The sequence below is a fragment of the Enterococcus sp. DIV0724b genome, from assembly GCF_050531475.1.
In the GTDB taxonomy this organism is placed as follows: domain Bacteria; phylum Bacillota; class Bacilli; order Lactobacillales; family Enterococcaceae; genus Enterococcus_L; species Enterococcus_L haemoperoxidus.
Genome location: NZ_CP172890.1, coordinates 1,330,828 through 1,357,511, shown reverse-complemented (window position 1 = coordinate 1,357,511; position 26,684 = coordinate 1,330,828). Strand labels below are relative to the sequence as shown.

General features: G+C 36.2%; 28 protein-coding genes. 6 read left to right on the top strand and 22 right to left on the bottom strand.

What is annotated here, in order from left to right; translation table 11 throughout:
• The first annotated feature begins 43 nt into the window (after positions 1–43).
• The 3 genes from IGJ02_RS06290 (at position 44) to IGJ02_RS06280 (ending at position 1,841) form a co-directional block, all read left to right on the top strand.
• The gene (locus IGJ02_RS06290) at positions 44–796 is read left to right on the top strand and encodes a threonine/serine exporter family protein (RefSeq protein WP_010760974.1); all 753 of its coding nucleotides are present in this window, start codon (positions 44–46) and stop codon (positions 794–796) included.
• A 52-nt stretch (positions 797–848) separates the two neighbouring features.
• Positions 849–1,325 carry a threonine/serine exporter family protein gene (locus tag IGJ02_RS06285; protein WP_010760973.1) on the top strand — a complete coding sequence of 159 codons (477 nt, stop codon included), beginning with the start codon at positions 849–851 and terminating at the stop codon, positions 1,323–1,325.
• A gap of 87 nt (positions 1,326–1,412) precedes the next feature.
• Positions 1,413–1,841 (top strand): GNAT family N-acetyltransferase, encoded by a 429-nt coding sequence (locus IGJ02_RS06280; RefSeq protein ID WP_010760972.1) that lies wholly within the window; start codon positions 1,413–1,415, stop codon positions 1,839–1,841.
• A gap of 41 nt (positions 1,842–1,882) precedes the next feature.
• Here IGJ02_RS06280 and IGJ02_RS06275 read toward each other — a convergent pair whose 3' ends face one another.
• The 7 genes from IGJ02_RS06275 to yycF all read right to left on the bottom strand — a co-directional run bounded on the left by IGJ02_RS06275 (position 1,883) and on the right by yycF (position 9,442).
• Positions 1,883–2,725 (bottom strand): TIGR03943 family putative permease subunit, encoded by an 843-nt coding sequence (locus tag IGJ02_RS06275; RefSeq protein WP_430603684.1) that lies wholly within the window; start codon positions 2,723–2,725, stop codon positions 1,883–1,885.
• A gap of 15 nt (positions 2,726–2,740) precedes the next feature.
• A complete protein-coding gene (locus IGJ02_RS06270; protein WP_430603682.1) occupies positions 2,741–3,649 on the bottom strand; it encodes a permease in 909 nt (302 codons plus the stop codon).
• Positions 3,650–3,856: 207 nt separating this feature from the next.
• Entirely contained in the window at positions 3,857–4,663 is an 807-nt protein-coding gene (locus IGJ02_RS06265) for an MBL fold metallo-hydrolase (protein ID WP_430603681.1), read from the bottom strand.
• Positions 4,664–4,716: 53 nt separating this feature from the next.
• A complete protein-coding gene (locus IGJ02_RS06260) occupies positions 4,717–5,598 on the bottom strand; it encodes a two-component system regulatory protein YycI (RefSeq protein WP_430603679.1) in 882 nt (293 codons plus the stop codon).
• The gene (locus tag IGJ02_RS06255; protein ID WP_430603677.1) at positions 5,598–6,905 is read right to left on the bottom strand and encodes a YycH family regulatory protein; all 1,308 of its coding nucleotides are present in this window, start codon (positions 6,903–6,905) and stop codon (positions 5,598–5,600) included. The genes IGJ02_RS06260 and IGJ02_RS06255 overlap by 1 nt, the downstream gene beginning before the upstream one ends.
• Positions 6,902–8,731 carry a cell wall metabolism sensor histidine kinase WalK gene (gene walK / locus IGJ02_RS06250; RefSeq protein WP_430603674.1) on the bottom strand — a complete coding sequence of 610 codons (1,830 nt, stop codon included), beginning with the start codon at positions 8,729–8,731 and terminating at the stop codon, positions 6,902–6,904. The genes IGJ02_RS06255 and walK overlap by 4 nt, the downstream gene beginning before the upstream one ends.
• Positions 8,732–8,737: 6 nt before the next feature.
• The gene (yycF, locus tag IGJ02_RS06245; protein WP_010760965.1) at positions 8,738–9,442 is read right to left on the bottom strand and encodes a response regulator YycF; all 705 of its coding nucleotides are present in this window, start codon (positions 9,440–9,442) and stop codon (positions 8,738–8,740) included.
• A gap of 186 nt (positions 9,443–9,628) precedes the next feature.
• On the opposite strand from yycF, the gene IGJ02_RS06240 reads away from it, so the two are divergent.
• Positions 9,629–10,588: a S66 family peptidase gene (locus IGJ02_RS06240; protein ID WP_430603671.1), complete on the top strand. Its 960-nt coding sequence runs from the start codon at positions 9,629–9,631 to the stop codon at positions 10,586–10,588.
• A gap of 147 nt (positions 10,589–10,735) precedes the next feature.
• On the opposite strand, the gene IGJ02_RS06235 is transcribed toward IGJ02_RS06240, so the two are convergent.
• The 8 genes from IGJ02_RS06235 to IGJ02_RS06200 all read right to left on the bottom strand — a co-directional run bounded on the left by IGJ02_RS06235 (position 10,736) and on the right by IGJ02_RS06200 (position 17,416).
• Complete coding sequence (locus IGJ02_RS06235; RefSeq protein ID WP_010760963.1) at positions 10,736–11,401, bottom strand: MIP/aquaporin family protein; 666 nt, start codon at positions 11,399–11,401, stop codon at positions 10,736–10,738.
• A gap of 195 nt (positions 11,402–11,596) precedes the next feature.
• Positions 11,597–12,454: a DegV family protein gene (locus IGJ02_RS06230; protein ID WP_430603668.1), complete on the bottom strand. Its 858-nt coding sequence runs from the start codon at positions 12,452–12,454 to the stop codon at positions 11,597–11,599.
• Positions 12,447–13,016, bottom strand: a complete 570-nt coding sequence (locus IGJ02_RS06225) for a DUF1836 domain-containing protein (protein ID WP_430603666.1) — start codon at positions 13,014–13,016, stop codon at positions 12,447–12,449. The genes IGJ02_RS06230 and IGJ02_RS06225 overlap by 8 nt, the downstream gene beginning before the upstream one ends.
• Before the next feature lie 146 nt (positions 13,017–13,162).
• Entirely contained in the window at positions 13,163–13,789 is a 627-nt protein-coding gene (locus tag IGJ02_RS06220; protein ID WP_430603665.1) for a MarR family winged helix-turn-helix transcriptional regulator, read from the bottom strand.
• 133 nt (positions 13,790–13,922) lie between these two features.
• Positions 13,923–14,564 carry a TIGR01906 family membrane protein gene (locus IGJ02_RS06215; RefSeq protein WP_430603664.1) on the bottom strand — a complete coding sequence of 214 codons (642 nt, stop codon included), beginning with the start codon at positions 14,562–14,564 and terminating at the stop codon, positions 13,923–13,925.
• A gap of 1 nt (position 14,565) precedes the next feature.
• Entirely contained in the window at positions 14,566–15,336 is a 771-nt protein-coding gene (locus tag IGJ02_RS06210; RefSeq protein WP_430603663.1) for a TIGR01457 family HAD-type hydrolase, read from the bottom strand.
• A gap of 6 nt (positions 15,337–15,342) precedes the next feature.
• On the bottom strand, positions 15,343–16,002 hold the full coding sequence (locus tag IGJ02_RS06205) for a YutD family protein (RefSeq protein WP_430603662.1): 660 nt from the start codon (positions 16,000–16,002) through the stop codon (positions 15,343–15,345).
• 34 nt (positions 16,003–16,036) lie between these two features.
• Complete coding sequence (locus IGJ02_RS06200) at positions 16,037–17,416, bottom strand: bifunctional metallophosphatase/5'-nucleotidase (protein WP_430603660.1); 1,380 nt, start codon at positions 17,414–17,416, stop codon at positions 16,037–16,039.
• A 92-nt stretch (positions 17,417–17,508) separates the two neighbouring features.
• Between IGJ02_RS06200 and IGJ02_RS06195 the strand changes: the two genes are divergently transcribed.
• Positions 17,509–17,976, top strand: coding sequence for a methylated-DNA--[protein]-cysteine S-methyltransferase (locus IGJ02_RS06195; protein ID WP_430603658.1), 468 nt, complete (start codon positions 17,509–17,511; stop codon positions 17,974–17,976).
• Between the two features lie 105 nt (positions 17,977–18,081).
• On the opposite strand, the gene IGJ02_RS06190 is transcribed toward IGJ02_RS06195, so the two are convergent.
• Genes IGJ02_RS06190 through amaP form a run of 3 tightly spaced genes read right to left on the bottom strand, consistent with a single transcriptional unit; the run spans position 18,082 to position 19,339 of the window.
• Positions 18,082–18,504, bottom strand: coding sequence for an Asp23/Gls24 family envelope stress response protein (locus IGJ02_RS06190; protein ID WP_010760954.1), 423 nt, complete (start codon positions 18,502–18,504; stop codon positions 18,082–18,084).
• Positions 18,505–18,529: 25 nt separating this feature from the next.
• Positions 18,530–18,763, bottom strand: a complete 234-nt coding sequence (locus IGJ02_RS06185; RefSeq protein ID WP_010760953.1) for a DUF2273 domain-containing protein — start codon at positions 18,761–18,763, stop codon at positions 18,530–18,532.
• 12 nt (positions 18,764–18,775) lie between these two features.
• Positions 18,776–19,339, bottom strand: coding sequence for an alkaline shock response membrane anchor protein AmaP (gene amaP / locus IGJ02_RS06180; RefSeq protein ID WP_430603657.1), 564 nt, complete (start codon positions 19,337–19,339; stop codon positions 18,776–18,778).
• Positions 19,340–19,616: 277 nt separating this feature from the next.
• On the opposite strand from amaP, the gene IGJ02_RS06175 reads away from it, so the two are divergent.
• Positions 19,617–20,912 (top strand): ISL3 family transposase, encoded by a 1,296-nt coding sequence (locus tag IGJ02_RS06175; protein ID WP_430603656.1) that lies wholly within the window; start codon positions 19,617–19,619, stop codon positions 20,910–20,912.
• Positions 20,913–21,046: 134 nt separating this feature from the next.
• Here the strand turns inward: IGJ02_RS06175 and IGJ02_RS06170 are convergent, their stop codons facing one another.
• The 4 genes from IGJ02_RS06170 to IGJ02_RS06155 form a co-directional block, all read right to left on the bottom strand.
• Positions 21,047–22,228, bottom strand: coding sequence for an AI-2E family transporter (locus IGJ02_RS06170; protein ID WP_430603654.1), 1,182 nt, complete (start codon positions 22,226–22,228; stop codon positions 21,047–21,049).
• Positions 22,229–22,403: 175 nt separating this feature from the next.
• Positions 22,404–24,092 (bottom strand): ribonuclease J, encoded by a 1,689-nt coding sequence (locus tag IGJ02_RS06165; RefSeq protein ID WP_010760950.1) that lies wholly within the window; start codon positions 24,090–24,092, stop codon positions 22,404–22,406.
• Between the two features lie 31 nt (positions 24,093–24,123).
• Positions 24,124–24,996: a 4-hydroxy-tetrahydrodipicolinate synthase gene (gene dapA, locus IGJ02_RS06160; RefSeq protein ID WP_430603652.1), complete on the bottom strand. Its 873-nt coding sequence runs from the start codon at positions 24,994–24,996 to the stop codon at positions 24,124–24,126.
• 416 nt (positions 24,997–25,412) lie between these two features.
• The gene (locus IGJ02_RS06155) at positions 25,413–26,468 is read right to left on the bottom strand and encodes an aspartate-semialdehyde dehydrogenase (protein ID WP_430603650.1); all 1,056 of its coding nucleotides are present in this window, start codon (positions 26,466–26,468) and stop codon (positions 25,413–25,415) included.
• Positions 26,469–26,684: the final 216 nt, after the last annotated feature.

Genomic DNA, 26,684 nt, shown 5'->3' with positions numbered 1-26,684 from the left:
TAATCATAGATAAGATGACAGAACTTAAAAGTGAGGAAACGAAATGGCAACGATAGATATCGAAAAAGTCTTAGAGACTTGTTTACTAGCTGGGAAAATCATGCTGGAAAGTGATGCGGAAATGTATCGAGTAGAAGATACCATGAGCCGAATTGCTTTAGCTTCAGGAGATTATCGTTTGGTCAGCTATGTCACACAAACTGGGCTTTTCGTGGGACTTGATGGCACATCAACGATTCGGATGGTTCAAATCTTAAATCGTTCGATCAATTTAGAAAAAGTGTCCAGAATCAATCAGCTTTCCAGAGAATATGTGACTGGACTTTATACATTAGATGAACTTCTAGAACAACTAAAAACGTTAGAACAAGAACGAAAATTCTTTCCTCTATGGCTGCGGTTTATCAGTGCTGCCGTTGTCAGCGGAACGATTATGATTTTATTTGGCGGTGTTTGGTCCGATTTACTTTTAACTTGTTTAATCGGAGGACTCGGTTATATTCTTTATTATGCCAGTTTAAAAGTTTTACGTATCAAGTTTCTTTCTGAATTTTTAGCGGCCTTCTTTATTGGTTGCGCTGCTCTTTTGAGTAGTAAGATAGGATTAGGTGTTAATCAGGATATGATCATTATTGGTTGCGTGATGCCACTTGTCCCAGGTGTTCAGATCACAAATGCCTTACGCGACTTATTAGCAGGACATTATCTTTCAGGCGTTTCTAGAGGAACTGAAGCAATGATGACTTCTTCCATGATCGGTTTTGCCATTGCATTTGTTTTTCAATTGTTCTATTAAAATGGACATTCATGGGGTTAAGTAATTCAGTTTAAAATTCGGAGGTTTTCAAATGACCAATTTACTAATTCAGTTTTCTTTTAGTTTTTTAGCATCAGCAGCTTATGCTATCATTACAAATGTACCTAGACGTTCATTGATTGCTTGTGGACTATCCGGAGCGTCCGGCTGGATGTTCTATTGGTTTGCCGTTCAATTAGGCGCTAATGCTGCCTTAGGTTCCTTGCTTGGAGCCTTAAGTGTAGCTGCTGTTAGTTTTATCTGTTCAAGAAAGTTAAAGCTACCTGTCACTATTTTTAACATTCCAGGCATGGTGCCTTTAGTTCCTGGAGGACTAGCTTATCAAGCCGTTCGAAACTTAGTGATTGGAAACTATGAAACAGCTGTTTATTCAGCGGTACAAGCAATTATGATAGCAGGTGCTATTGCGTTAGGTTTAGTTTTATCCGAAGTTTTGAATCACAATATCAGGAACTTTAGAGAAAAACGTGATATTGTGAGTTTGATTAGAAAAAAAGAAGAGAAATAAATCCACTAGTTAAATAAGAAATACTGAGGTGAGTTAATGAGTGCAGTCAATGTTCTTTCATATTCAAAATAAGAAAGGAACAAAAGAATGATAAATAAAATCAGCCACTTAACACCAATTGAATTAGAAGAAATAGTTAAAATCTGGTTCAAAGCTAATTGTGAAGCACATCCGTTTATTCCAGAAAGTTACTGGAACCAAAATCTAGATTTTGTAAGAGCACAGTTGCCTAAATCTGAACTTTATGTGTATCGCGAAAATAACCAAATAATCGGTTTTATGGGGATGAATGACTCTTATATTGCCGGAATTTTTATAACGAGCAGTCATCGTAAACAAGGAATTGGTCAACAATTTTTGAATACAGCAAAACAAGCCCATGATACATTAAGCCTTTCTGTCTATGCAAAAAATCAAATTGCCGTAAATTTTTATAAAAAACAAGGATTTCAACTACTCAATGAACAAATAGATGCTACTGGTGAACTCGAGTTTAAACTTATCTGGAAAAAATAAGTAAAAAAGTACCAGCCAATTTCTGGCTGGTACTTTTTTACTTAAAATGAACGATAAACATACTGATTTTTCGGTTCATCTACTTGTTTTACTTTTGTAACCTCTACAGTTGGAATTTCTCGTTTAAACGGAGCATAATATTCAGAATGAATCGTTCCTGTCAACTCTACCCAGTCATTATTATTAAATGTCTGATTTTCAGGCATATTCGTCAACAATCCGAATACTCCAGAATCTGCTACGCAATGAATAATACCAAATCGGAAAACAAAGGTATCTAGCTGTTCTTTTTGTTTAGAATTAAAGACAAATCCTTTATAAGAAATCGTCTTACCGATAAATTCACTTGGGTAATTGTAAATCAATTCCATTACTTCTAAATAATTTTCATCGGTGATAGTTACGTGATTATCTTTGACATATTTCGTTAACGCTTGTTTCATTTGTTCATTATAGTCTGTTTTATCAAAATAAATACTAGTATCAGGTTTTAAAAATTGTGTCTCTACATCTGGATCTCCAACAGATTCTTTACTCAAAGGAAAATTAAACCCTTTCGCTTCAACAATCGAAGTGTCCAAACTAATTGTAGGAAACATAAATCCTACGATCAATGGTAAAGATAATAAAAGATACGCAATTCCACGTTGATACGGTTTATTCAACCCATGATCATGACCTGCATGATTATGATGATCTTCTGTCTTCTTATCCTCTTCTTTATTCCAAAGAATCAATTGAACGATTGCTAAAACAAAAGAAAGCGCCATTGATAAGATCGCTAAATAGCTATAATGGACATTAATATATTGATTTAATCTACCTGATACCTGCAAATACATCATTAATATTGTATACCCAATTAAAATCAAAAATCGAATCATCTGCTCTTTCCCTCCTTAGATTGCTAATGCGTACAGACTGACAACGACCGTAACAATTCCTACAAATTTCAACATAAACGACGTTTTAAAATAACGTTTCATCATCAATAAATTTTTGATGTCTACCATTGGTCCAAAAACGAGAAACCCTACTATAGGTCCGCTACCAAATAGACTTAATAATGACGAGCCGATAAATGCATCTGCTTCAGAACACAAAGACAATGTCGCTGCTAAAACAAGCATGACTAAAATAGCTAGAATCTTAGTATGACCTAGTTGTAATATAGCGCCTGTTGGTAAATAAGTCTGCATTGCAGCAGCTAATAAAGAACCAAAAATCAAATAACGACCTGAATCAAAAAATTCATCGATCCCATGCGTCAAAACAGACCAACATTTATGCCAAGATGTTTCATTTTCGTGATGCTGATGTCCATGTTCTTCTAAGGTACATACATGATCAAGTTCCGCTTGCTGTAAAATAGGTTCAGAATTAAAATAAGCCAGCCAAACACCAACGACTAATGCAACAAGCATACTTCCTACAACACGCCAGATAACAAATTTAATAGAATTGCTAAAAGCAATGTACGTAGAAAAAAGAACAATTGGATTAATAATTGGGGCTGTGATCATAAATGCAAATGCTGTGTATGTGGGCACATCCTTTTTAACAAATTGATGAACAATCGGTACGATGCCACATTCACAAGATGGGAAAAAGAACCCTAATAAACTGCCAACGATAATTGACAAAAATTTATTTTTCGGCAGTATTTTTTTTACTCTTTCTGGTGTTAAAAATACATGTAATGCTCCTGATATCACGCAACCAAGCATAACAAAAGGTAATGCTTCAATCACGATTGACAGAAAAATAGTGCCCATTTGTAAAACTGAATGAGGTAAAAACTGAAACATGGAATTCCTCCTACTGCTAAAAATAACACCAGTAATCATATGTTTTACGGATGCTTTTTTTAACATTCCAAAATATAATTAACTATACTGCACCTATTACAAAAAAACAAGACAAGCCAGCATATATTAAAATATCTATAATATATTCGTTGAATAACAAAAAGAGTAAGCCAAAACTTGAAACATCGTTGGCTTACTCTTAAATTATCAAATCGCAAATAGTTCTGATGCCGATTCCGGATCTGTATCGTAGACATTAAAATCAAAATTAACGCCCAATCCCTTTTCAGCTAAAATCGACTCCATCGCCATTCTGGCATGCTCTTTGGTATTATTTTCCTTGCTCAAATGGCCTAAATATATCCGTTTCGTATGATCTCCGATTACATCAGCCATTGCCAAAGCACCGTCATCATTAGATAAATGACCTTTATCTCCTAGAATTCGTTGTTTTAAACTCCAGGGGTATGGACCCATCCGCAAAATTTCTAATTCATGATTACTTTCAATCAGGTACGCATCAGCATCTTTGATCGTCCCACGAATATGGTCACTACAGTAACCTGTATCTGTCAACATCACAAAGGAACGATTGTCTTTATAAAAACGATAAAACTGTGGCGCAGCGGCATCATGAGATACACCAAAACTCTCAATATCCATATCACCAAAGGTCAAGACCTTCCCCATATCAAAGATATGTTTTTGTTCAAGTGCCACATTTCCGATCAACGGATCCATTGCTGTCCACGTTTTTTCATTCGCATAGACATCTAATTTATATTTTCTAGCTAGAACGCCAACCCCATGAATATGATCGCGATGCTCATGTGTCACTAAGATAGCATCCAAATCCTCTGGTTTACGGTCCACTTCAGCTAGTAATGATGTGATTTTTTTTCCACTTAATCCTGCATCAATAAGCAACTTTTTGTTCTCAGTCTCAATAAAAAGCGAATTACCAGTGCTGCCGCTTGCAAGAATGCTGATGTTAAAAGCTTTTTCTTGGCTCATTTTTCTATTCGCTTCCCTTCATTAGTCTACAGCTACTTATTATACAACCATCTCTACTGATTTTCCACCTTTGGTACAGTATTATTTGTAATGATTGTATTGCTCATGGCATTCACTTGCTCAATTTGCAAATTACTACCACTAGACTTGATACCGACAAACCACACAGGAACATACACATTTTTCTCACGAATTTTATAAATCCTTGTATATGCTAACTCTCTAAATGAAATCTTAGCATTACTCGGAATTTTGTTATTGATATACAACGTTTCAATAGCATCGCGTTCAGAAGACAAATCCATCTTATCTCGTAATTCTTCCATTGCTTGAATATGAGTTTGTGTATACTTGTAGATTTTGTGTAAACCATCTGTTTCATCTGATTTTTCCAATTTCAGAGAAATTTGTGCGGTATCATCTTTAAAAGGGATTCCTTTATAGCTTTGAGATACAATTATTTCCGGAAATTCTCCATTTAAAGTAGAAAAGTCAGGCAAATAACGGTATTGACTACCGAATAAGACACTGTCTTTATCATTCAAAAAAGCTTCTAAGGACTTCCCAATATTCTTTTCATCAACAAAATAGCTCATTTGAGTATAATTCATCTGAGGGTAAACCGTTAGTGAATTATCGATCATTTCAATGCCATTCTTAAAAAAATTACGGTCTCTATTTTCCCGCTCACTTTGAATTGTTTCATAAAAGTTCGTTTGTTCACCGCTTAAATAATAGCCCTCTTTTTTTTCTCCAGAAAGAGTACCTTTAAAGGTGATTCCATCTTTGTCTAAACGCTTTTCAATACTGTCTGTTTGATCAGAAAAAGAAACACTGCTCTCTTCTTTTATCCCTTTTTGATAAATGCCGAAAAGAAACATATTCAAGCCCAAAAAGGCTAGGAAAAAAATCCACTCAATTCGTTTGAAGTCCATTATTCCACCTCCAAATTGGCCAGTTTTTCCAATAATTCGCGCTCTGGATACCATTTGTTATCATAGCGGATGTACCACTCTGGAGTCAGATCAACAACTTGTGTTATTTCTTCGATTTTATGCCAAGTATAGCCAATTACCATTGAATTGATTTTTTCTGAGTTAGCACCATTTGCAATCAATTGCTCCAGTAAACTTTCAGTACTCTTCAAGACAACTTCTTCCTCTGATGGAATCGGTACTTGGATCGTATCAACACTGGTCTCAATTATTACTGTTGATTTTTCAGCTTTATCATTACCGATCGTGATCCGAACTTGACCTTTATCATTTTCACTAAAGACGGGGAATCCTTCTACAAATGTTCGATAATTGATTTCAGCATCCGTCCGGTCAAAGTAACGGATATTCCCCATATTCGTTCCTAATTTTTTTATATATTTGAAACTATCTGAGTAGATATTGTCTTTTGCTGTTCTAGACACTAATTCTCCATTAAAGTGGATCGTTCCCAATTTTTCATCAGCTGTTAATCGTTCACTCCCACTTGTATAGGACAAGTCTTTGCTATCTTCGTTTGTTTGAATATCTTCAACATTAGCGAAAAAAGCATTACGGAATTTTGTTACAGGCTGAGATGCTAAAATGTAGCTATATTTTTTCATTTTAAGATCTTCTGATAAATAATAATGCTTCCCAGCAACAGCTTGTTGCTCTGAAATTTGGCTATATTGTACACCAACTTTGTTCATTAAGGTTAATACTTTTTCAGTATCGATTGTAATTGATGCTTCATAGACATCTTTACGGTTAAAATCCAAAAAACGAATCTTATTATGAGTTAAATCCACTTGAATACACGTAAAGTAACTATCATCAATGCTGATATCTGCTGATTTCAACCCTAAATTATAAACAGAAATATATTCACTTAACAAAAATGGCCCTTCGTATAGTAGTTCAAATCCTTGTTCCATTGATAAAGCTTTTTCAAACTGTTCTGAATCTCCAACTACGGTTTGTGTCAAGTTCCCAAAAGAACTATGTTTTATTTCATTTTGAATATTTGTGATCAGATTCTCACTCGTATTCATCTCCGACTTTCCATCCTGCATACGAATTAAACGTAACGGTAAAAATACATCCGTATCCACTCGTTCATTTACAACTGCTGTCGTAAGTTGAGAGTCATTTTTGATAGGCTGTTCTTTTTTTGAGGAACTAAGCCAAATGCTAACTGAAAAATACAAACTGAGTAGTACTAAGAAAATCAAGCCGAATCTTACGATTTTTTCTGTTATTTTCATTCCCACCAGTCCTCCTCATATGGTTCATAAGGCAGGGAGATATAAAAAGTAGATCCTTGACCTTCCTGACTTTCAACCCAAATCGCGCCATTGTGTGCTTTCACTACTTCTCTTGAAATAGCAAGCCCCAGACCCGTCCCACCTTGTTCTCTAGCACGTGCTTTGTCAACACGATAGAAACGCTCGAAGACCTTGTTAACATCTTTTTTAGGGATACCTAATCCTTGATCGGTTACACTGAAAACAACATTATTATGGGTTTCAAGTAGACGGCACGTAATTTCTCCGCCATCTGGTGAGTATTTGATTGCATTATTCAAAATATTATCTAAAACTTGCATCACTTTATCCGTATCTAATTCCACCCACAAATCACGTTTTGTGAATTCGCGATGAATCGTATACTTTTTATCATTTGATTCAACCATCATATCAAACCGATCTAAAACAAAATTGATCAATTCATTGAAATTGACATATTCCAACTGTAATTCACCATTGCCGGAATCCATTCTTGAAAGATTTAATAAATCATTGATCATACGAATCATTCGATCCGTTTCTTCCAGTGTCACTTTCAAAAAGTTAGGCGCAATTTCAGGATTTTCCCATGCCCCTTCACTTAAAGCTTCAATATAACTACGCATACTCGTTAATGGTGTACGTAGCTCATGAGAGACATTCGAAACAAATTCTCGACGTTCACGTTCATTTTTCTCTTGTTCTGTTACATCATGTAATACACAGACAAGTCCCGTAATAAATCCAGATTCTCGACGGATCATTGCAAAATCAACACGAATGATCATTTGATCTTCTTCCATTGACGATGCGGAACGATCAATTAAAATCTCTTCTGGCTCTTCTAACAATTTTCGCAATGTATAATCTGTTTCAATGTCTAATAGTTCCAGTAAAGAAGAACCAATTACGTCTTCGTCTTTCACATTCAATAAAGACAGGGCCATTTCATTGATTGTAATAACTTTGCCTCGTCGATCTGTTGCAATAACCCCATCTGTCATGTGGGCCAGTACACTATCTAAACGATTACGCTCAGCTTCCATCGTTTCTTGTGCTTCTTCGATCCGTTCAGAAAGCTGATTGAACGTTTCTGCCAATTGCCCTAATTCATCTTTACCATAAACTTTAACTTTGCCGGTGTAATCGCCTTTAGCAATTCGTAAAGCTTGTTCTCGCATTTCTCCAATTGGTTGAGTAATCGATCTTGCAATCAAAATTGTAACGATTATCGAGATCGCACCTGCTATTATTGAGGCGGTAAAAAAGATCCGAGCCGTGTCAGTGATCTCCTGATATTTGTTTTCCGTATTACTTTTAACGTAAAGAACCCCGATGACTGTGTCGCCAGTCGGGGATTGGATAGGCTGAACATTAATGTATACACGTTTATCATTATCAATGGCTGAATATTTTTTGGCACTGAAGTCATTCAAGTCTCGATAATCATTTTTCTTGCCAACAATTCCTTGTCGATTTAAATCGCTGGTTGCTCTTACGATTCCTTTATCATCGACCACACGGGCTTCGATCGTCTCAGAAGCTGAAAAATCACTTAATGTTTTTTTCAAATTGGCATCGATTTCTGTTCGATCACGATCTTTTTCGCCGAGCTTGGGACTAAGAGTGCTGGCTAATTGGTTTACCTGCCGATCAACATTTTGTTTATAATCGTTAATTGTTGTCGATTCCAGTTCACGGATGAAATATCCGCCGATAATTTGGATCGCAATCAATAATAACAAAATAAATGATAATGCAATCTTAAAATTTACCGATTGAAAAAAGTGAACTTTTTTCTTCATAAATCACTACTCCTGTTCAGGGTTTCGAAGATAATAACCAACACCACGACGTGTGACTAAATAAGTCGGATGACTTGGACTGTCTTCGATCTTCTCTCTTAAACGGCGCACTGTCACATCCACTGTTCGAACATCACCAAAATAATCATAACCCCAAACAGTTTGAAGTAAATGTTCACGAGTCATGACTTGACCGATATGTTTAGCTAAATAATAAAGCAATTCAAACTCACGATGAGTCAGTTCAATTTTGCCTCCACGTTTTGATACCATATAGGCATCTGGATGGATCGTTAAATCTCCGATCGTAAGTTCCGATTGAGTAGTTGATTCTGCTTCTTTTGCACTTGTTGCACCACGACGTAAATTTGCTTTGACACGGGCCACAAGTTCTCGGTTAGAGAATGGTTTTGTCACATAATCATCTGCTCCTAATTCTAATCCTAAAACCTTATCGATCTCTGAATCTTTAGCGGTTACCATAATGATTGGCATATCATAAGTTTTACGAACTTCTCTGGCAACTTCCAGACCATCCATTTTTGGCAACATCAAATCTAAGATAATTAAGTCTGGCTCTACTTCTTTGACTTTTTCAACAGCTTCTTCACCATCATAGGCAGTGAATACTTCATATCCTTCTTTAGTAAGATTGTATTTCACAATCTCTGAAATCGGCTTTTCATCATCTACAACTAATATTTTTTTCATATAAGAGGCACCTCTTTTTCCTTTTGTCTTTTCGTAGTCTAAACATATTCTCCCTCATTATACCTTATTTTGTCCACTGTTTCATCTTTGACAAAAGAGTCCTTACTCTTTCTTATCTATATCTTGCAAAAACAAAGGCTTTCTGGCTATAATTAAGAATAAGTTTTTTAAAAGGAAGCGATAAAAATGAAAGCACCACGATTACAAGCAGGTGATGAAATCCGAGTCATTGCGCCATCTACTAGTTTTTCACGTTTGAGTGATTTGGGGATTAAGTCCGCTGAGAAAAAGTTGACGGATTTAGGATTCAAAGTTACTTTTGCTGAACACACAAATGAACAAGATGTTCTTGGCTCTTCTTCGATCATGAGTCGTGTCAAAGATTTACATGCCGCTTTTTCAGATGACAATGTCAAAGGAATTTTAACAGCGATCGGTGGGTTCAATAGTAATGAATTATTGCCTTATCTTGATTTTGAACTAATCAAACGTCACCCAAAAATTTTTTGCGGTTATAGTGATATCACGGCATTGTGTAATGCGATCACAGCTAAGACGAAGTTATTGACGTATGTTGGCCCTCATTTTTCTAGTTTTCAAATGGATGAACTGCAAGATTATCAAACTGAAACCTTTTTGCACGCAACGACTGATGAGAAAGCGTTTGACGTATCTGCCTCTGAATCATGGAGCCAAGACGAATGGTATTTACCTGATCCCAAAAGGACATTATTTGCCAATGATTGGAAAGTTTACAGCCATTCTGAACCTGTGACTGGTACTTGTTACGGTGGTAATTTAGGTACTTTCCAATTGCTTTTTGGTACTCGTTTTTTACCAGATCTCGAACGATCGATTTTATTTGTTGAAAATGCTGAAGAAAATGATTACCATGATTTTGCTCGTGGACTAGCTGCCTTACTTCAAGTAGTAAAGCACCCACAAGCCTTGCTGATTGGGCGTTTTCCTAAAGAAACAGACATGACAGAAGAACGGCTTTTAGCGATTTTATCAAAGTATCCTTTATTACGAGAGATTCCTGTGATTTATGATATGAATTTTGGTCACACGCAACCTATTTTTACGATTCCAATCGGTGATCAAGCAACAGTTGATACAACAAACAAGAAAATCACCTTTTTCTAAATAAAAACCCTTTAATGCTTGCTTCGCTCAACAGCCGAACAAACATTAGAGGGTTTATTTTTTTAGATTTTTCTTCTTTTATATTCAGTTAGCATTTGTATATAAAAAAGGGCTTGATAGAATGATCCTACCAAGCACCTTTCATTTTTACTCTTCAGTATCAAGTAAGTATTTGCTAACTAAAGCAGCAAGTACACCACCGATAAGCGGCGCTACAATAAATACCCAAACTTGAGATAATGCTTCTCCTCCAGCAAAAATTGCTGGACCTAAGCTTCTCGCTGGGTTGACAGATGTACCAGTTAGCGGAATTCCCACTAGGTGAATCATTGTTAATGTCAAACCAATCACGATTCCGGCCAATTTCGCATTGCCTTTTTTAGCACTTGTGACAGTCATGATAACCAAAACAAAAATAAATGTTAAAATAATTTCCACGGTTAAAGCACCAACTGCACTAAAGTCACCAAAACCATTTTGACCTAAGTTTGTTGTTTCTCTTCCAGATGCATTCAAAATTGATAATAATGCAAAAGAAGCAATCAAACCACCAATGATTTGACCAACGATATAATAAACCAAATCCATAGTTGAGATTCGTTTATTGACCCACATACCCAATGAAACTGCTGGATTTAAATGAGCACCAGAGATCGTACCAATGCTGTAAGCTGCTGCAATGATCGTCAAACCAAAAGCCAAAGCGATTCCTGTTGTACCAATTCCTTCAATCCCGCCTCCTAAAACAGCGGTTGCTGTACCAAAGAAAACTAGGATAAATGTTCCTAGACATTCTGCAATTGCTTTTTTCATAGATTTCCCTCCTTTCACTTTATTCTTAAACAGATTACCACAATCATGAAAATTTTCGTGATTGTTTCAACTAAAATTGAGAGAAAGTTCAATGAGTAATATCTCAATATAATTGATATCTCTAATCATAAGAGGTAAATAAAAAAAACACCAACAAAAAGCATCTAATAAACTCTCCTTTGTTGGTATTTAAATTTAGTCTAAAAGTTGGATTCCGATCCCTAAAAGTCCTGGTCCTGTATGAACAACTAACGCTGGGCTGATCGTTCCAAAATAAATTTTCTCAGCTTGAGGAAACTGTTCATTCAATTTTTCATAAAAACGTTCTGCTTCTTCTACCGCTTGCCCTTGGGCAACCGCTAAAACGAATTTCTTATGATCACCAACAAACGCTTTTACTAATTCAAACGTTTTATCTAAGCTCTTCTTTCTACCGCGCGCTTTAGCTACAGTATGATAAACACCTTCGCCGTTACAAGAAATGATTGGATTTAGTTTTAGTGCATTTCCTAAAATTGAAGCAACCAATCCAATTCGGCCACCTTTTTGCAAATATTCTAGCGTTGCAACATTGAAAAAGACTTTCGCTTTAGCTACATTGTTCGTTAATTTCGTTTTGATTTCATCCCACGGAAGGTCTGCTTCAATCAACTTAGCTGCTTCAATCGCTTGAAGGCCGCTGCCGATTCCGATATTTTTTGTATCTAGAACGAACGTTTCCAATCCTTCAAATTCTTCTGCAATCAAGCGAACCACATTGAATGTTCCACTCAATCCACTGGAAATCGTAACAGCTAAAACTTTTTCATACCCATCTGCTTTGATTTTTTCAAAAATTTTCGTGATTGTTTCACCATCTGGCAATGATGTACTTGGAATTTCCACAGATAAACGCTCATAAACTTCCTCTGGTGTGATATCTACTTTATCTGTGTAAATACGATCTTTATAAATAATTTGCAACGGAATCATATACATTCCATATTGTTCGACTAATTCCTTAGGCACATCTGTCCCTGAATCTACTAATAATGCAATTTTCTCTTTATTCATCCGCTTGTTCTCCATCTTCTTCTAAGTTTTTTTGTGCTAATTCAATGACCTTTTCAGTAAATAATTTGGTCGCAAAAGATAACGTTGCACCTTTTACAATTAAAAATTCTACAGGTATTGGTTGATCGAATGCTGCGACTGGTTCATTCCCTAACGCTTGAGCAACAACCACCGCTAAGGCTGCTTCTTGCTCATCGCAAAAAAGATTATAGGCTTCACGAATCCCAACTGCTGCACCTTGATAAACAATACCTTGTTTGATTTCTGGTATAGTTAAAACTTGCTTTAAAAGGGTAATAGCTATTAAGAAAGCTAAATGCTTTTGATTGTAACGTTTTTTATTCGGTGCTGGAATCAGTCCTAATTTCACATAATTATTGACCATCGATGAAGTTAGCAAGGTATGCTTTTCCTTTAAAATAACAGGTGACAAGTATCGTTCAACAAGTGTGATTACTTGATCCATATATAACTCTAATTCGGGTAATTCGTGCCATCTCGGCAAGTGGACATCCACCAATTCTTTTCCCCAAACTTCTAAAGAGGATTTTATTTCATTCACAAGATCCCTCCTTCTATTTACTAAAACATTTTAACATTCTTTTGAAAAACATTCAATCTAGTTTTTAAAACTAGATAAATACTAGAAATAAAAAACAAGCTTTCCTGTTTAAGAAAGCTTGTTTTGACGTATCTAATCACCATTTATTAAAAATCATTAAAACCATCGTCGTCTTCAGTATTGCGTTTGAACGGATCAAATCCAAATTTACCTCTGTGTGGAAAATCAGGTGAACCAAACATATTGCGAGGATCAAAAGATGCATCCATTTTACCAGGACCACCACCAAATCCATGGCCTCCATGTCTACCACGTCTATGGTGACCTCTAAAATCACGCTCTTCTTCTGGAATTTCTGCTTCCAAAGCTTCGAGTAATTTATTCATAATACCTTTAAATGATTCTTGTTCTGATTCAGACAATACATCAAAAATTGTTTCTTCTTCTTGCTTACTATTATCTGCTGCTATCATTCCTGCTTCTGTTAAGCGAATCACCATCACACGTCGGTCGCTTTCTAAAGGTTCACGACTGATATAACCATTTTTCTCTAACTTACCTAATAGTTCTCCTAAAGATTGCGGACGCATATCCAGTAAGTAAGACAATTCTTTTTGAGTTGTTTCTGGTTTTAGTTTTAACAAATTCAAGACTCGCCCCTGCCCTCTATGTGGATTGCCAAAAGGACCGTGCTCTCTGCGACGTTTCATAAAATACCTTTGCATCATTGCTTGTAAACTTAGAAACTGTTCCATCAATGTTTGCTCTTCCATGATCGATTCCCCCATAAGATAATATAATTCAGGTACCTGTCTTATATTTTAAAGGTACCTTCTTAATATGTCAAATACTTACAAAAGAAGCCATCAGAAAGAACTCAACGAGTCTACTTCTGATGGCTTATAATTAGATTTTTTTTAGTTCGCGTTTTCCAGCAACAATTCCAATTAAAAAGAATAGTTCTAATAAAACAAAAAACAGAATAAAACTATGCATAAAAAATGCTTCAGGCAATACATTTATGATAGGGTCAGTAGCTGGATCAAATAACCAATCGTCATTATTAAAAAATACACCATGAAATGCTACAAAAAATTGATCAAAACCAATTGCCATCAATACCCCAAAAAATACTGGAATAATCATACCCCATTGAAAAGGACGAATCAATCGCCACACTCGTTTTACCTTGACCAAGCGAAAAACAAAGAGAATACTTGGAATCACGGTTACAAGTAATACGCTATAACAGAGTAGAAAAAGTCGTTTTACTTCATAAAAATGGAATGCACCGCTTTTTGATGATGGAAAATCAGGTAATTGTAGCGTGTGAATGAATGGATTATTTAAATAGGCCATCAATTGATCAAAGTTTTTTAACAATGTCGGCTTGTCCATATCTACATAATCTAGAATCTTCAACGAATCAATATCAAAAACATATAATAGACGAAAATTAATGGTGATCGTAATGCTTAAAGAAATGATGGTCAAAATCAGACAAACGATTCCGGCACGTTCGCGCCAGATCCAACTTTTTTCTTTCATATCAAAAAGCCCATTCATCCAAAGAATCAACAATATACGTCGGTTGTTCTGGCAAATTCGGTACAGCTGATTTTGCTGTAAATCCAGATAAAACAAGTAAACTATCAATTCCATTTTGAAGACCAGACTGAATATCTGTTTCATAATTGTCGCCAACCATAATGACATCTTCTTTATTCATTTTCATGACTTTTAACGCTTCATTCATAATGACCGCATTCGGTTTACCAATCATGATCGGATCTGTCTGCGTTGCGGTTTGAACTAAAGAAATAAATGAACCTGCTCCTGGCAACAAGCCGCGTTCTGTCGGGATGCTCTTATCTGGGTTTGTCCCAATAAACGTTGCGCCATTGCGGATACACAAAGCAGCCGTTGCAAATTTTTCATAATTTATATCTGTGTCTAGTCCAACAACCACGTAATCCGGCTTTTCTTCATCCCAATCAAAACCTGCAGATAAAATCAAATCAACAAGTCCGGATTCTCCAATCACATAGACTCGGTTTCCTTTGCCTTGTTCTTTCATGTAATCGATTGTTGCAAGACTTGCTGTATAGACCCTTTTAGGCGATACGTGAATATCAAATTCCTGAGCTAGTCGATCAGAAACTGCCTCAGGCGTTTTTGTCGTATTATTGGTCACAAAAAGAAAAGGCAATTTCAATTCCTGCAGCTGTTCCACAAATCGCTTTCCTGCTGGAATAGCTTCTTTCCCTAAATAGATCGTACCGTCTAAATCAATTAAATATCCTTTATAATGCTTCTTCACAAATAATTACTCCTCACGTTGGCGAATTGTAAATGAACGGCCTTTATTAGCCGCATTCTCTTTCTTTCCAATAACTGCTTTTTTAGGTTCATTTTCTTTGCGATTTTTGATCACGGGCTTCATTTTATTCGTTACAGGCACACGTTTTTCTTCTGTATGAGCTTGATTTTGATGTGCTGTTTTTTTTGTTGGTTTCTTACGTCGAGTTTGTTGTTTTTCGCGTTTTCCGCCAACTCTCTCGATCACAAAATAAGCACAGCCAAAATTACAGTACTCATATAAATAATCTTCTAGTGTATCGATTCTTTGTTCAGGAGCGGCTTTACGGTTGGACTCATTAAAAAAGCCTTTCAAACGCAGTTGATCGTAGCCCCAGTCTCCCACAATGTAATCATATCTTGAAAGAACATCACTAAAACGTTCTCCTAATCGTTCTCCATCAAAAGCTTCCCGATGATTTTTTACTAAAAGATATTGACGGTCGCCGATCGTGACATGTACATCGTCAACAAGCGTTACGATTTCGCCTTTTTTCTTCTCTTTGACAGGTTCTTCTTTTATCTCTTCAAGGACAGCTGTGATTTCTTCTGTTAAAGTCGCTGCTGGTTCTTCTTTATGTTTAACTGGTTTCGTTGATTTGTATGGTTTTTTTACTTTTTCTGTCATTATCTCACCGCCTAGATTTTATTATACCTTGTTTTTATGGGATTGGGTAGTGCTCGTTCAAGTAGTTGCCTAAAACTGTTCGGATAAATTCTGGAAAGATAAATTCAACTTCTCCCACAAGCTCAATTGTCGGAAAAAAGGGGATGAACATGAAATGATCAACAGTTGTAAATGTATACTTATGTCCAAGATCAACGGGCTCATTTTGCCATAAGACTTGTTTTTTCTGTTTATCGTATCGGATCCCATCATAATATAATTCTCCAAATACTTTACCACGAAAGCCCATTCCTGTAATTGGAAACTTCCGTAAATAGTGCCGATTTTTTTCCATTTCTCTGACCATCCGAATCAGTTCAGCACCAGACAAAGTCACACGAATCAAATGCATTGGATGTGGCAAAGATTCATGAAGCTGATCTGCATCAACGATTCCTTTTGGAATGTCTGATAAAAATAAACCATTGTTTAAAATTGCAGCATCTGTCTGCCCTATTTCTTCCAAAGCTTTTAAAGTCGTTACGATCAAAGGCTGTTCAGCGTTTAAATTCACTAATAAAGGATGAGAAATAGTCGCGATTTTCTTAGCTTTCAATAACTGATGACCTAACGTCATATAGTTCTCTATTTCACTTTGGTCTTTGGATAAAATAGGTAGCTTTGCTGTCGGCACTGCTTTGGCTTCACTATGGATAATTTTTCCATTCTCGATCGTTAGATGAACTTCTCCTATATAATAGCCAAACTTACCTGCAGCAGAAAGTTGTGTGCCGTTGATTTTTTCACCCTCTTTAAATAAATGATGTGTGTGGGAACCTAGCAAAACATCGATTTCTGGAAATTCATTTGCAATTTTAATATCTTCATCGATGCCTAAATGGCTCATTAGGACTAAAATATCGCACTGCGGTTGAACATCTCTGATTAATTGTGGTAGCATTTCTTTTGTTGGACGAATATCCCAACCATTTGGATTATAAGTCAAAGGAAAAGGTACAGTTAAAGCAATCAAACCGATTTTCGTTTTTTCATTTGTTTCAATAATTTTATAAGGACTCGCCCAAACAGGTGCTTCTTTCGTTTCTAAGTCAAATAAATTTCCTAATAAAACATCAAAATTTCGGTGATCATATAAATGGTTTAACTGCTCTTTAGAATTTCCAATCCCTTCATTATTTCCAATCGTTGCTGCATCATAGCCAATCTCGTTCATCAGTTCAATATTCGCTTGACCATCTGTTGCTTCGGTCAAAGGGTGCCATCGATCAATAAAATCTCCTAAATCGACAGTTAAAACAGTTTTTCTAGATTTCATATATTTTTCTTTTTGACCTATCAAATATCTTCTGATCTTGGGCCAATTTTCTAAATGTGAATGCAAATCATTCGTGTGAAAGATGACGACTTCTTCCATTGTATTGCCCCCTGATTTCAGTATATAAAAATATAGTACCATACTTCTGGATAGAGTATAATAAAGTAACCACACTGATTAAGGAGAAAAAAATGAAAATAAATGTTCCTTTTGGCTCAATTTGGTTAGATGCTGATGATGAAGGTCTAAGCGCTGTTTCTTTTTTTGAACTGGCTAACCATAAAACGAACCCTTTTACTGAGCTTGCTGCTAAAGAACTCACCGAATATTTTGCTGGTCAACGTACGTATTTTACTGTTCCGTTATCCGTTAACCGCGGTACTCAATTTCAAAGACAAGTCTGGAGGGCTCTTTCTCAAATTCCTTTCGGTGAAACACGCAGTTATTTAGAGATCGCTCAAGCAGTCGATTCACCGAAAGCCGTTCGAGCAATCGGTCAGGCAAATAGTAAAAATCCAATTCCTATTATTGTTCCCTGTCATCGAGTGATAGGTAAAAATGGCAAATTAACAGGTTACCTCGGTAGTTCTGAGCATGATGGACTTAGCATCAAGAAGTTCTTGTTACAGATTGAAAATGTACCCCTCGATAAGATATAAACTTTCTTAGAACAACAAAAAAAGGGAAAACAAAACATCGTTCGTTTTGCTTCCCTTATTTGTTGTCTTAAATCGAATGAACATTCACTACTAAATTAGAACAAATTAATTATTTCCCTTAGTTTCATCGCTGTCTTTACCACGGTATTTTTCCAAATATTGCTCCTTGGTCATAACATCATCTACGCTCATATTAAATTCGACAAGTTCTAAACCAGTCATATGTGCTATCGCTTCTTTGACTTTTTCAACCGTTTGATCAAAAACTGATGAAATATTAACATCGTATTTGCAAATCACGGATACATCAACAGCTACTTGTTTAGTTCCTACTTCAACTCCAACGCCCTTAGTGACATCTTCATTATCTCTAAAACGGTCTGCAAAATCGGTAAAAAGATTGCCACTCAAACCTAAAATTCCATCAATATCGGAAATAACGACACCAACGATTTTTTTGATTACGACATCACCAAACGTTAATTTTGCTTTTAGTCCACCTGTGTTGTTTTCTACTGTTTCTGCCATTTGCATTCACTCCTTCAATATAATTTTAAATTCCCATCATAGACCTAACTGAATCTATCAAGGAATAAATATCCAAATCTTCATCTCGCATTTTCCCTATAATATATCCGACTGCTGCAAAAATCAGCAAGACCAATGTTTTACCAAAACCAATCAGCAATAAAAGAATGGCTAGTAGTAAAAACAAAAATGTCCAAATAATCCGGAAACGATAAGGTTTGAGTTGTTTCATCCAACGTTCTTTTTTTTCTTGATCCATGACGTCTCCCTCCTAAATCACCCGTGATTGTTTTTTGCCGAAAGTTGTAGATTCTGTTGGTTCTTTTTCTCTTAAATGCACTATTACTTGGCTGTCGATTGATTCTAAAGCTGTGTTTAGTGCATTTTGTATTGTGTCTTTTATTTCTTCTCCTAAGGGTTGGAAACGTTGTTTGCTTCTGACGTCTACTCTTAGTTTAACAGCTACTTTTTCCTTGCCTTTGATTTTAACGGTCATTTTAGTTTTATCTGGATGAATAATCGTGCTATAGGCATCTTGCACAATTTGTTCTACAGTACTTTTTGGTATTTCGATTCGGTTCTTGCCTTCTTTCACAACCAAACGTTTCCTTCTTCCAGAAACAGAAAGAACAACAATCAAACTGATAAATAAAAGACCACCTAAAATAAGTAAAATCCATTCAAAGAACGTGAATAGCCAAGGATAATTGTAGAGTAACTCGTTTACTTCATAAGACAACCAAGGAATGTCGATTAACTGACTAAGTAACCCTAATGTTCCGACAAACAATAGGAGTATGATGAATGCAAAAATAATTTTCAGCAATCGTTTCATATGCTTCCCTCCTTTAAGACTAGTTGTTTTGCTGTTAACTAAATTGTAACGCCTACAAAAAAGTATTACAAAAGATATGAATTTCTTTTTTTGTTATACGCATAGTTTTTTATCAAACAAAACGGCTGAACTCCAATATTCGGCTCTATAATTTATGGGACTGATGAATCAGAATTGATTCTTCAGTCCCATTTTCATTTTAGATATTAAAAAACATATCGTTCTCTAGTATGATTAAATCACCACAAAATAAACAACTGAGAGGACGATATGCTATATGAATGATTCTATCAAAAAAATGCTACGATTGACAGATAAAGATTTGATGATTAATGAGGTCTCTTACGAGACTTTTCAGAATACAAAGACATTGATCGTCTATGCTGTTCTCTCACCTGCTCCATATGCCTGTAAAAATTGTGGTTCTTCAGTGGTAGCTGGGAATGGGAAATCGATTGTGGTTAAAAATGGCAAGAAAGAAACCATTATACGTTTTGAACAATACAATCATATGCCAATGATTATGCGTCTAAAAAAGCAGCGCTATACCTGTAAAAACTGTCAAACCCATTGGACCGCTCAAAGTTATTTTGTCCGTCCAAGACATTCGATTGCGAATCATGTCAGATATAAAATTACTTCTTTACTGACTGAAAAAGTATCTTTATCTTTTATTGCGAAAAGTTGTCTGGTATCGTTGACAACCGTTATTCGTACATTGAAAGAGTTGAAAAGCTATTTACCAAAGTCTTCCAAAAGGATTCTACCCAAAGTATTGATGGTTGATGAATTTCGTTCTCACACTTCCACTGAAGATAAAATGAGCTTTATTTGCGCAGATGGCGAATCAGGAAAGTTAATTGACATTTTACCTACACGAAAATTGCCTCGATTAACAAGCTATTTCCGAGACTGTATCAACCCTGAAAAAGTAGAATTCTTAGTTACAGATATGAACGCCGCCTACTTCCAGCTCACCAAGAGTGTTCTACCAAATGCGAAATTAGTGATTGATCGGTTTCATATTGTCAAACATATGAATCAAGCATTCAACGATTTACGTATCCATGAAATGAAAGAACTACGTAAATCAGGTCAAAACAGTGAGGCTGAAAAACTGAAAAAGAACTGGCGCTTTCTGTTAAAAAATCGTGCAAACATTAATCATTATGAATACAAAACATGGCTAAGTTTTCGAGCGCCTAAATATCCGTTTCTTACCGAAGCGATGATGATCGATCGATTGCTTGGTTTTTCCACGCCCCTGAAGGAGGCGTATCCCTTTTTTCACGAGTTGGTTGAAGCCTTTCGAGACAAAGAGTCCGAATTGTTCTTCTCCTTATTGAAAGAACTTCCAGAAACATTAAATGACAGCTTCCGTGAGAAACTTCAAAACCTTCTGACCTATGAAGAAGGCATTACCAATGCGATGATCTACCCTTACTCTAATGGGAAAATAGAAGCGAAGAATACCCATATAAAGACAATGAAACGAGTATCATACGGATTTAAATCATTTGAGAACATGAGAATCAGAATCTTTTTGATCAATCAATTAATCAAAGTGAAATAACAAAAAATCTGAGCCAGAATGAGATTCATTCTGACCCAGATTTGATTTTGCACAACTCATCAGTCCCTATTGACAAAGAGCCCAATATTCTAGCGATTTATCTGCCAGAATCCTTCGTTCAACCGTGATTTTATTTATTCATCTAAATACTCTTCTTTAGAAAACTCGGTGTCTTCATATTCACCACTATCTCCATAAAATTGATTATATCGTTGTTTAAATTTACGGAAAATATACGTCACCAGAACTTTGGCAATTGCATAAATTGGAATACCAAAAATTAATCCGAACATCCCTAACAAATCGCCCATTACTAATAAAACGATCACGATTGTTAATGGATGTACAACTAATCGTTTCCCCATCACTTGTGGTGCAATCAAATGTCCGTTAAGCATTTGAACGAGCATCCAAACCAGACTCATCTTAATAAACATACCAAATGACACCATCAAAGCAACGATAGCTGCTGGTACAAAGGCAATCACAGGCCCAATATAAGGAATAACCGCTGTGATCCCTACAATGATCGATAACGTTCCAGAATAAGGCACTTTAATCAGCCAAAATCCGATAAATGTTAAAATACCGATTGCAATCGACACTAAAATTTGTCCTTTTAAATACGCACCAACTTGGCTGCTCATTGTTGCCCCGATTTCTTTGGCATCACCTCTAAAACGTGGTGGTATAATTTTTAAAACAAAGGAGAAAAACTTCTGATCATCTTTTAATAGGAAAAAAGTAATGATCGGAGCCGTTACCATCACCAGAGCAAAACCAGTAAGCGTAGAGAAAACCGTTGAAGCTCCTTCCACAGCTTTGCTAAAGTAACTACCGATTCCATCTGAGATATTATCAAACCATCGCTGTATTGCGTCTAAAGCATTCGCTAAAGGTTTCTCCAATGCTGAATTATGGAAGAAATCCGTCACCATCTTGTTCAAATCATCCATATACTGTGGGAAACTTTCTATCAAACCTTCTACTTGTTTTTGCAAAATCGGAACAACTAAAATAATACCGACAACGATCAATGCAATCAAAATAATAAAAATAGCTGAAACACCATAAACTCGTTTCACTTTGTGTTTTTCCAACCAATTGACGACTGGATTAAATAAATAATATAAAATCAATGCTAAAATCGTTGGTCCAATAATCGTTTTGAAAACAACCCCAATCGGTCCAAATATAAAGCCAACCTGATGAAAAATAAAAATCACTGCGCCTAATAACAATAACGCAACTAGCGTGAATAATAAATTTTTTCCACCAAGAAATTTGATCCAGCGTGTTTCTTGTTTCTTTTCCATTTGCTTCCCTCCTAAAAATAAAAGTGCACTGGGCTTGCTAAACTTCAGTAGTGGCGCATGAACATCACCTCTTTATTGTATCGAAAAAAAACTTATCTGTAAAAAAATAATCACTTCATTAAATTGAACAAAAAATCACTCAGCCATTTAGATAACTGACTAAGTGATTTTTTGTTTAATTCGCTGATTTGCGTCCTTTTCGTTGTGTTGCTTCCATAATTACAGGAAGAATCACTGGACGGCGTTTTGTTTGTTCAAACAAGTAACGGCTCAATTGTTCCCGAATATCTTGTTTTAATTTGCTCCACTCAAAATCGCTACTTTCAAGATGTTTTTCAACGATCTCCGTTACGATACTGCTACTTTCTTTCATCAAATCTTTGCTTGTTTTGACATAAACAAAACCTCTTGATGTGATTTTAGCAGGTGAAACAATACGTTTTTCACGACGATTGATTGTTACAACGGCTACGAAAATACCATCTTCAGATAAGATTCTACGATCACGAAGCACGATATTACCGATATCGCCAACACCAATTCCATCGATCATGATATTATCAGCCGTTGTGCTACCGGCAACGTTCATTTTCTGTTTGCTATATTCAAGGATATCTCCTCGACCAGTAATGAAAATATTTTTGTACGGAATACCCAATTCATGTGCCAAATCAGCATGTGCTGCTAATTGACGATATTCACCTTGAATTGGAATAAAGTGTTTAGGTTTCATCAAGTTCAACATCAATTGCAAATCATTTGGACTTGCATGACCAGAAACACGTAAATTATCTGAGATTTGTTTCACCACACCACCAGCGCGGTATACGATATCTTCTGTTTTTGCTACGGCTGTCTCCATCGCAGTTGTAGGTGTTGTCGTGATATACACTAAATCACCTTCTTTGATTTTGATAACACGATGTGTGCCATTGGCCATTTTTTGTAGTGACTTGATCGGCTCACCCATTGTTCCTGTTTCTAAAATCACTAATTGATCCGCTTGATATTTTTTCATGTCTTTCACACTAACGATCAAATCTTCACTCGGTAATTTTAGTTTGTCTAATTTGATAGCAGTATTAATAATTCTTTGGAAATCTTGACCTGTTAAAACGATTTTACGGTCAGATCGATGAGCTGCATCTAAAATTTGTTGGACGCGCTGTAAATTACTAGCAACACAAGCCACGATAATTCGACCTTCCCAGTAACGAATCGTATCAAAAACTTCATCCGCTATCTGTAGTTCAGAAACAACTTGAGCTGGGTTTTCAGCGTTCGAAGAATCACTCAATAAAGCCAAGACACCTTCATTACCGATTTCAGCCAAACGACCAAAATCCGTCTGATACATTGGAATTGCGCTTTGATCAAATTTGAAATCTCCTGTGTAAACGATATTGCCTTCTTTAGTTTTCAAATTGATTCCGATAGAATCTGGAATCGTATGTGTAGTACGGAAAAAACTGATCGTAGCATGTGCAAAATCGATTTCTGTATGTGCATCGACTACATGAAAATCATTAAATTCTTTTGAATCTGCATGATCTCCTACGTTTAATTTTGCTAACTCGATTGTTAATTCGGTACCGAATACTGGTACATGAACTTTAGATAAAAGATACGGTAATGCTCCAATTGCATCGGCATGACCATGTGTTAAGAAAATCCCAGCAACACGGTCAATATTTTCCACTAAATACGTAAAATCTGGAATTACCACATCAATTCCTAATAGCTCATTTTCTGGATATTTTAATCCACAATCCAGTACAAAAATTTCATCTTCCACTTCTGCGATGTACATATTTTTACCATTTTCACGAACGCCGCCTAAGGGAACGATTTTTATTGTACTCACTAACTTCACCTCTCTATATTCTCATACTGAATCAAAGATCCAGTATGCTTAAAATTTTCGCTTTTTCTTCAGTTGTACAAGATACAAGAGGTAAACGTAAATCCCCAACGGAAATGCCCATTTCGTTCAACACTGCCTTTACAGGTGCTGGTGAAGGAACCGAAAACAAAGCATTCATCTTAGGTAACAACTGCCGCTGAATGCTTGCAGCCGTTTTGACTTCTCCACGATCTAATGCCTGGAACATATCGTACATTTCAGTACCGAACACATGGCTTGCGACCGAAATCACCCCTTGTCCACCTATCGCTTTTATTGAAAAAGCTAAGGAGTCTTCTCCAGTATACACTAAAAAGTCTTTTGGTGCCTTTTCTATCAACTCAGTCAATGCATCTAAGCCGAAACATTCTTTAATTGCAATCACATTTTCTAACTCAGCTAAGCGCAAAGTTGTTTCGACATCAAGGCTTGCTACGGTTCTTCCTGGAACATTATATAGAATAATTGGCAAGTCACTCGCCTCAGCAATTGCCTTAAAATGTTGATACAGACCTTCTTGATTTGGTTTATTGTAATAAGGTACGACTGCTAACCCTGCATCGATTCCTCTAATAGCTGATAATTCTTTTACAAATTCAACAGAATCACGTGTATCATTGGTTCCCACACCACAAATAATCGGCACTCTTCCATTAACTAAGCGAATCACTTCATTGAACAACTCAATTTCTTCATCATGAGTCAATGTTGGCGATTCACCTGTCGTTCCGGCTAAAATAATTCCTTCTGTATGATGATCAAGCAAATGTTCAACCAACTGAGGCAGCTTAGCAAAATCGATTGCGCCGCTTTCATCAAAAGGTGTGACCATTGCAGTAATTATCGTTGCATTTTCTAAATTCATACTTACTACCTCCTAATTTTAAAAGCATAGCGGGCTCATTTAGGCTCGACTGGAAAATAGGAAAATACGTTTGTGACGCTTTTTGTCACAGGCAGATTTTATCTTTTTCCCGAAACCTTTAATCCTTAGAGCTTTAGCTCATCGGAATTGATGAGATCGAAGCAGAGCATAGTGACTAACCCGCGAAGCTAGGTAACGTTAAAAGCTAAAAGAGCTCAGTCAGACTCGGCAAGAAAATAGGAAATAATGACTGAGGTGCTTTTTACCTCATTCATTATTTATCTTTTCTCCGAGAGGCTAGCTCTTGAAGCTAGATAACACATGGCAAAATAACTTGTACACTCTTGACCGAAAAACAGATCTAAGGATTTTTCCCATCCTTCATATTTTATCTTTCAAAAAAATCCAGGTACTATTTAAACCCTCACTAAATCCATCTCATGCAGTGTTTCCGCAATTTGAACTGAATTCCAAGCAGCACCCTTTAATAAATTATCAGAAACAACCCACATATGATACCCCTTGTCAATATCGATATCTTGACGAATTCTCCCTACAAATGTTTCTTTGCGATCGATACTCGTTATAGCTTGCGGATAAAGTTGTTGACTTGGATCATCTTGCAAAACTGCACCTGGAGCATCAGCGATTAATTGTTTGATTTTGCTCACGTCAGAACCATCTTCTTTGACCTCAATATAAATTGATTCAGAATGACCAGACAATACAGGAATACGAACACACGTGGCTACAACTTTAATACTGTCATCTTCCATGATTTTTTTCGTCTCATTGATCATCTTCCATTCTTCATACGTATAATCAGCATCTGCAAAGACATCAATCTGGGGTAAGGCGTTAAATGCGATCGGATAATGTTTTTTGTCGCCACCCGATGGTAAAATATCAGCTTCTAATTTGTCAGCAGGCGTGCCGTTGATATACGCTAACGCTTGTGATTTCAGCTCTTCCATCGCATTGATTCCTGCTCCGCTCACAGCTTGATAAGTTGATACGATCAAACGGTCCAAACCATAAGCTTGTCTGATTGGTTCAAGAGCTACCATCATTTGAATCGTCGAGCAATTTGGGTTAGCAATGATCCCTTTATGACGCTTTAACGCATCAGGATTGACTTCTGGGACAACTAAAGGGACTTCTGCGTCCATTCTGTAATGACTAGTATTGTCTACTACAACAGCTCCACGTTTAACTGCTTCTGGAGCATATTGTTTTGAAATATTTCCGCCAGCACTGAATAAAGCAATATCTATATCTGTAAATGACTCAGGCACTAACTCTTCAATTATAAGAGTTTGTCCTTTAAACGTTACTTCTTTTCCCGCTGAACGTTTTGAAGCTAAAAGTTTAACCTGATTTATTGGTAATGATGTTTCTTCCAACATTTCGATCATTTTAGTGCCCACAGCACCAGTTGCGCCTACCACGGCAACATTATAATTACTTTTCATACTTATTGATCTCCTCTCAAATTCCTGAAGAAAGTTGCTTTTTCTATTTTACCATAATATTGTCTTTTACTACATAGGAAGTAAAATGATTTTGCTTTAATTTTGTCATAAAAGAAAAAGAAAAATTTGTTTCATAACATTTCAAATCATTTTTTAATGACGTTCTTATGATTCGAGCATCATAGTCGACTAAATTTTTTTGCAGTTTTATACTGG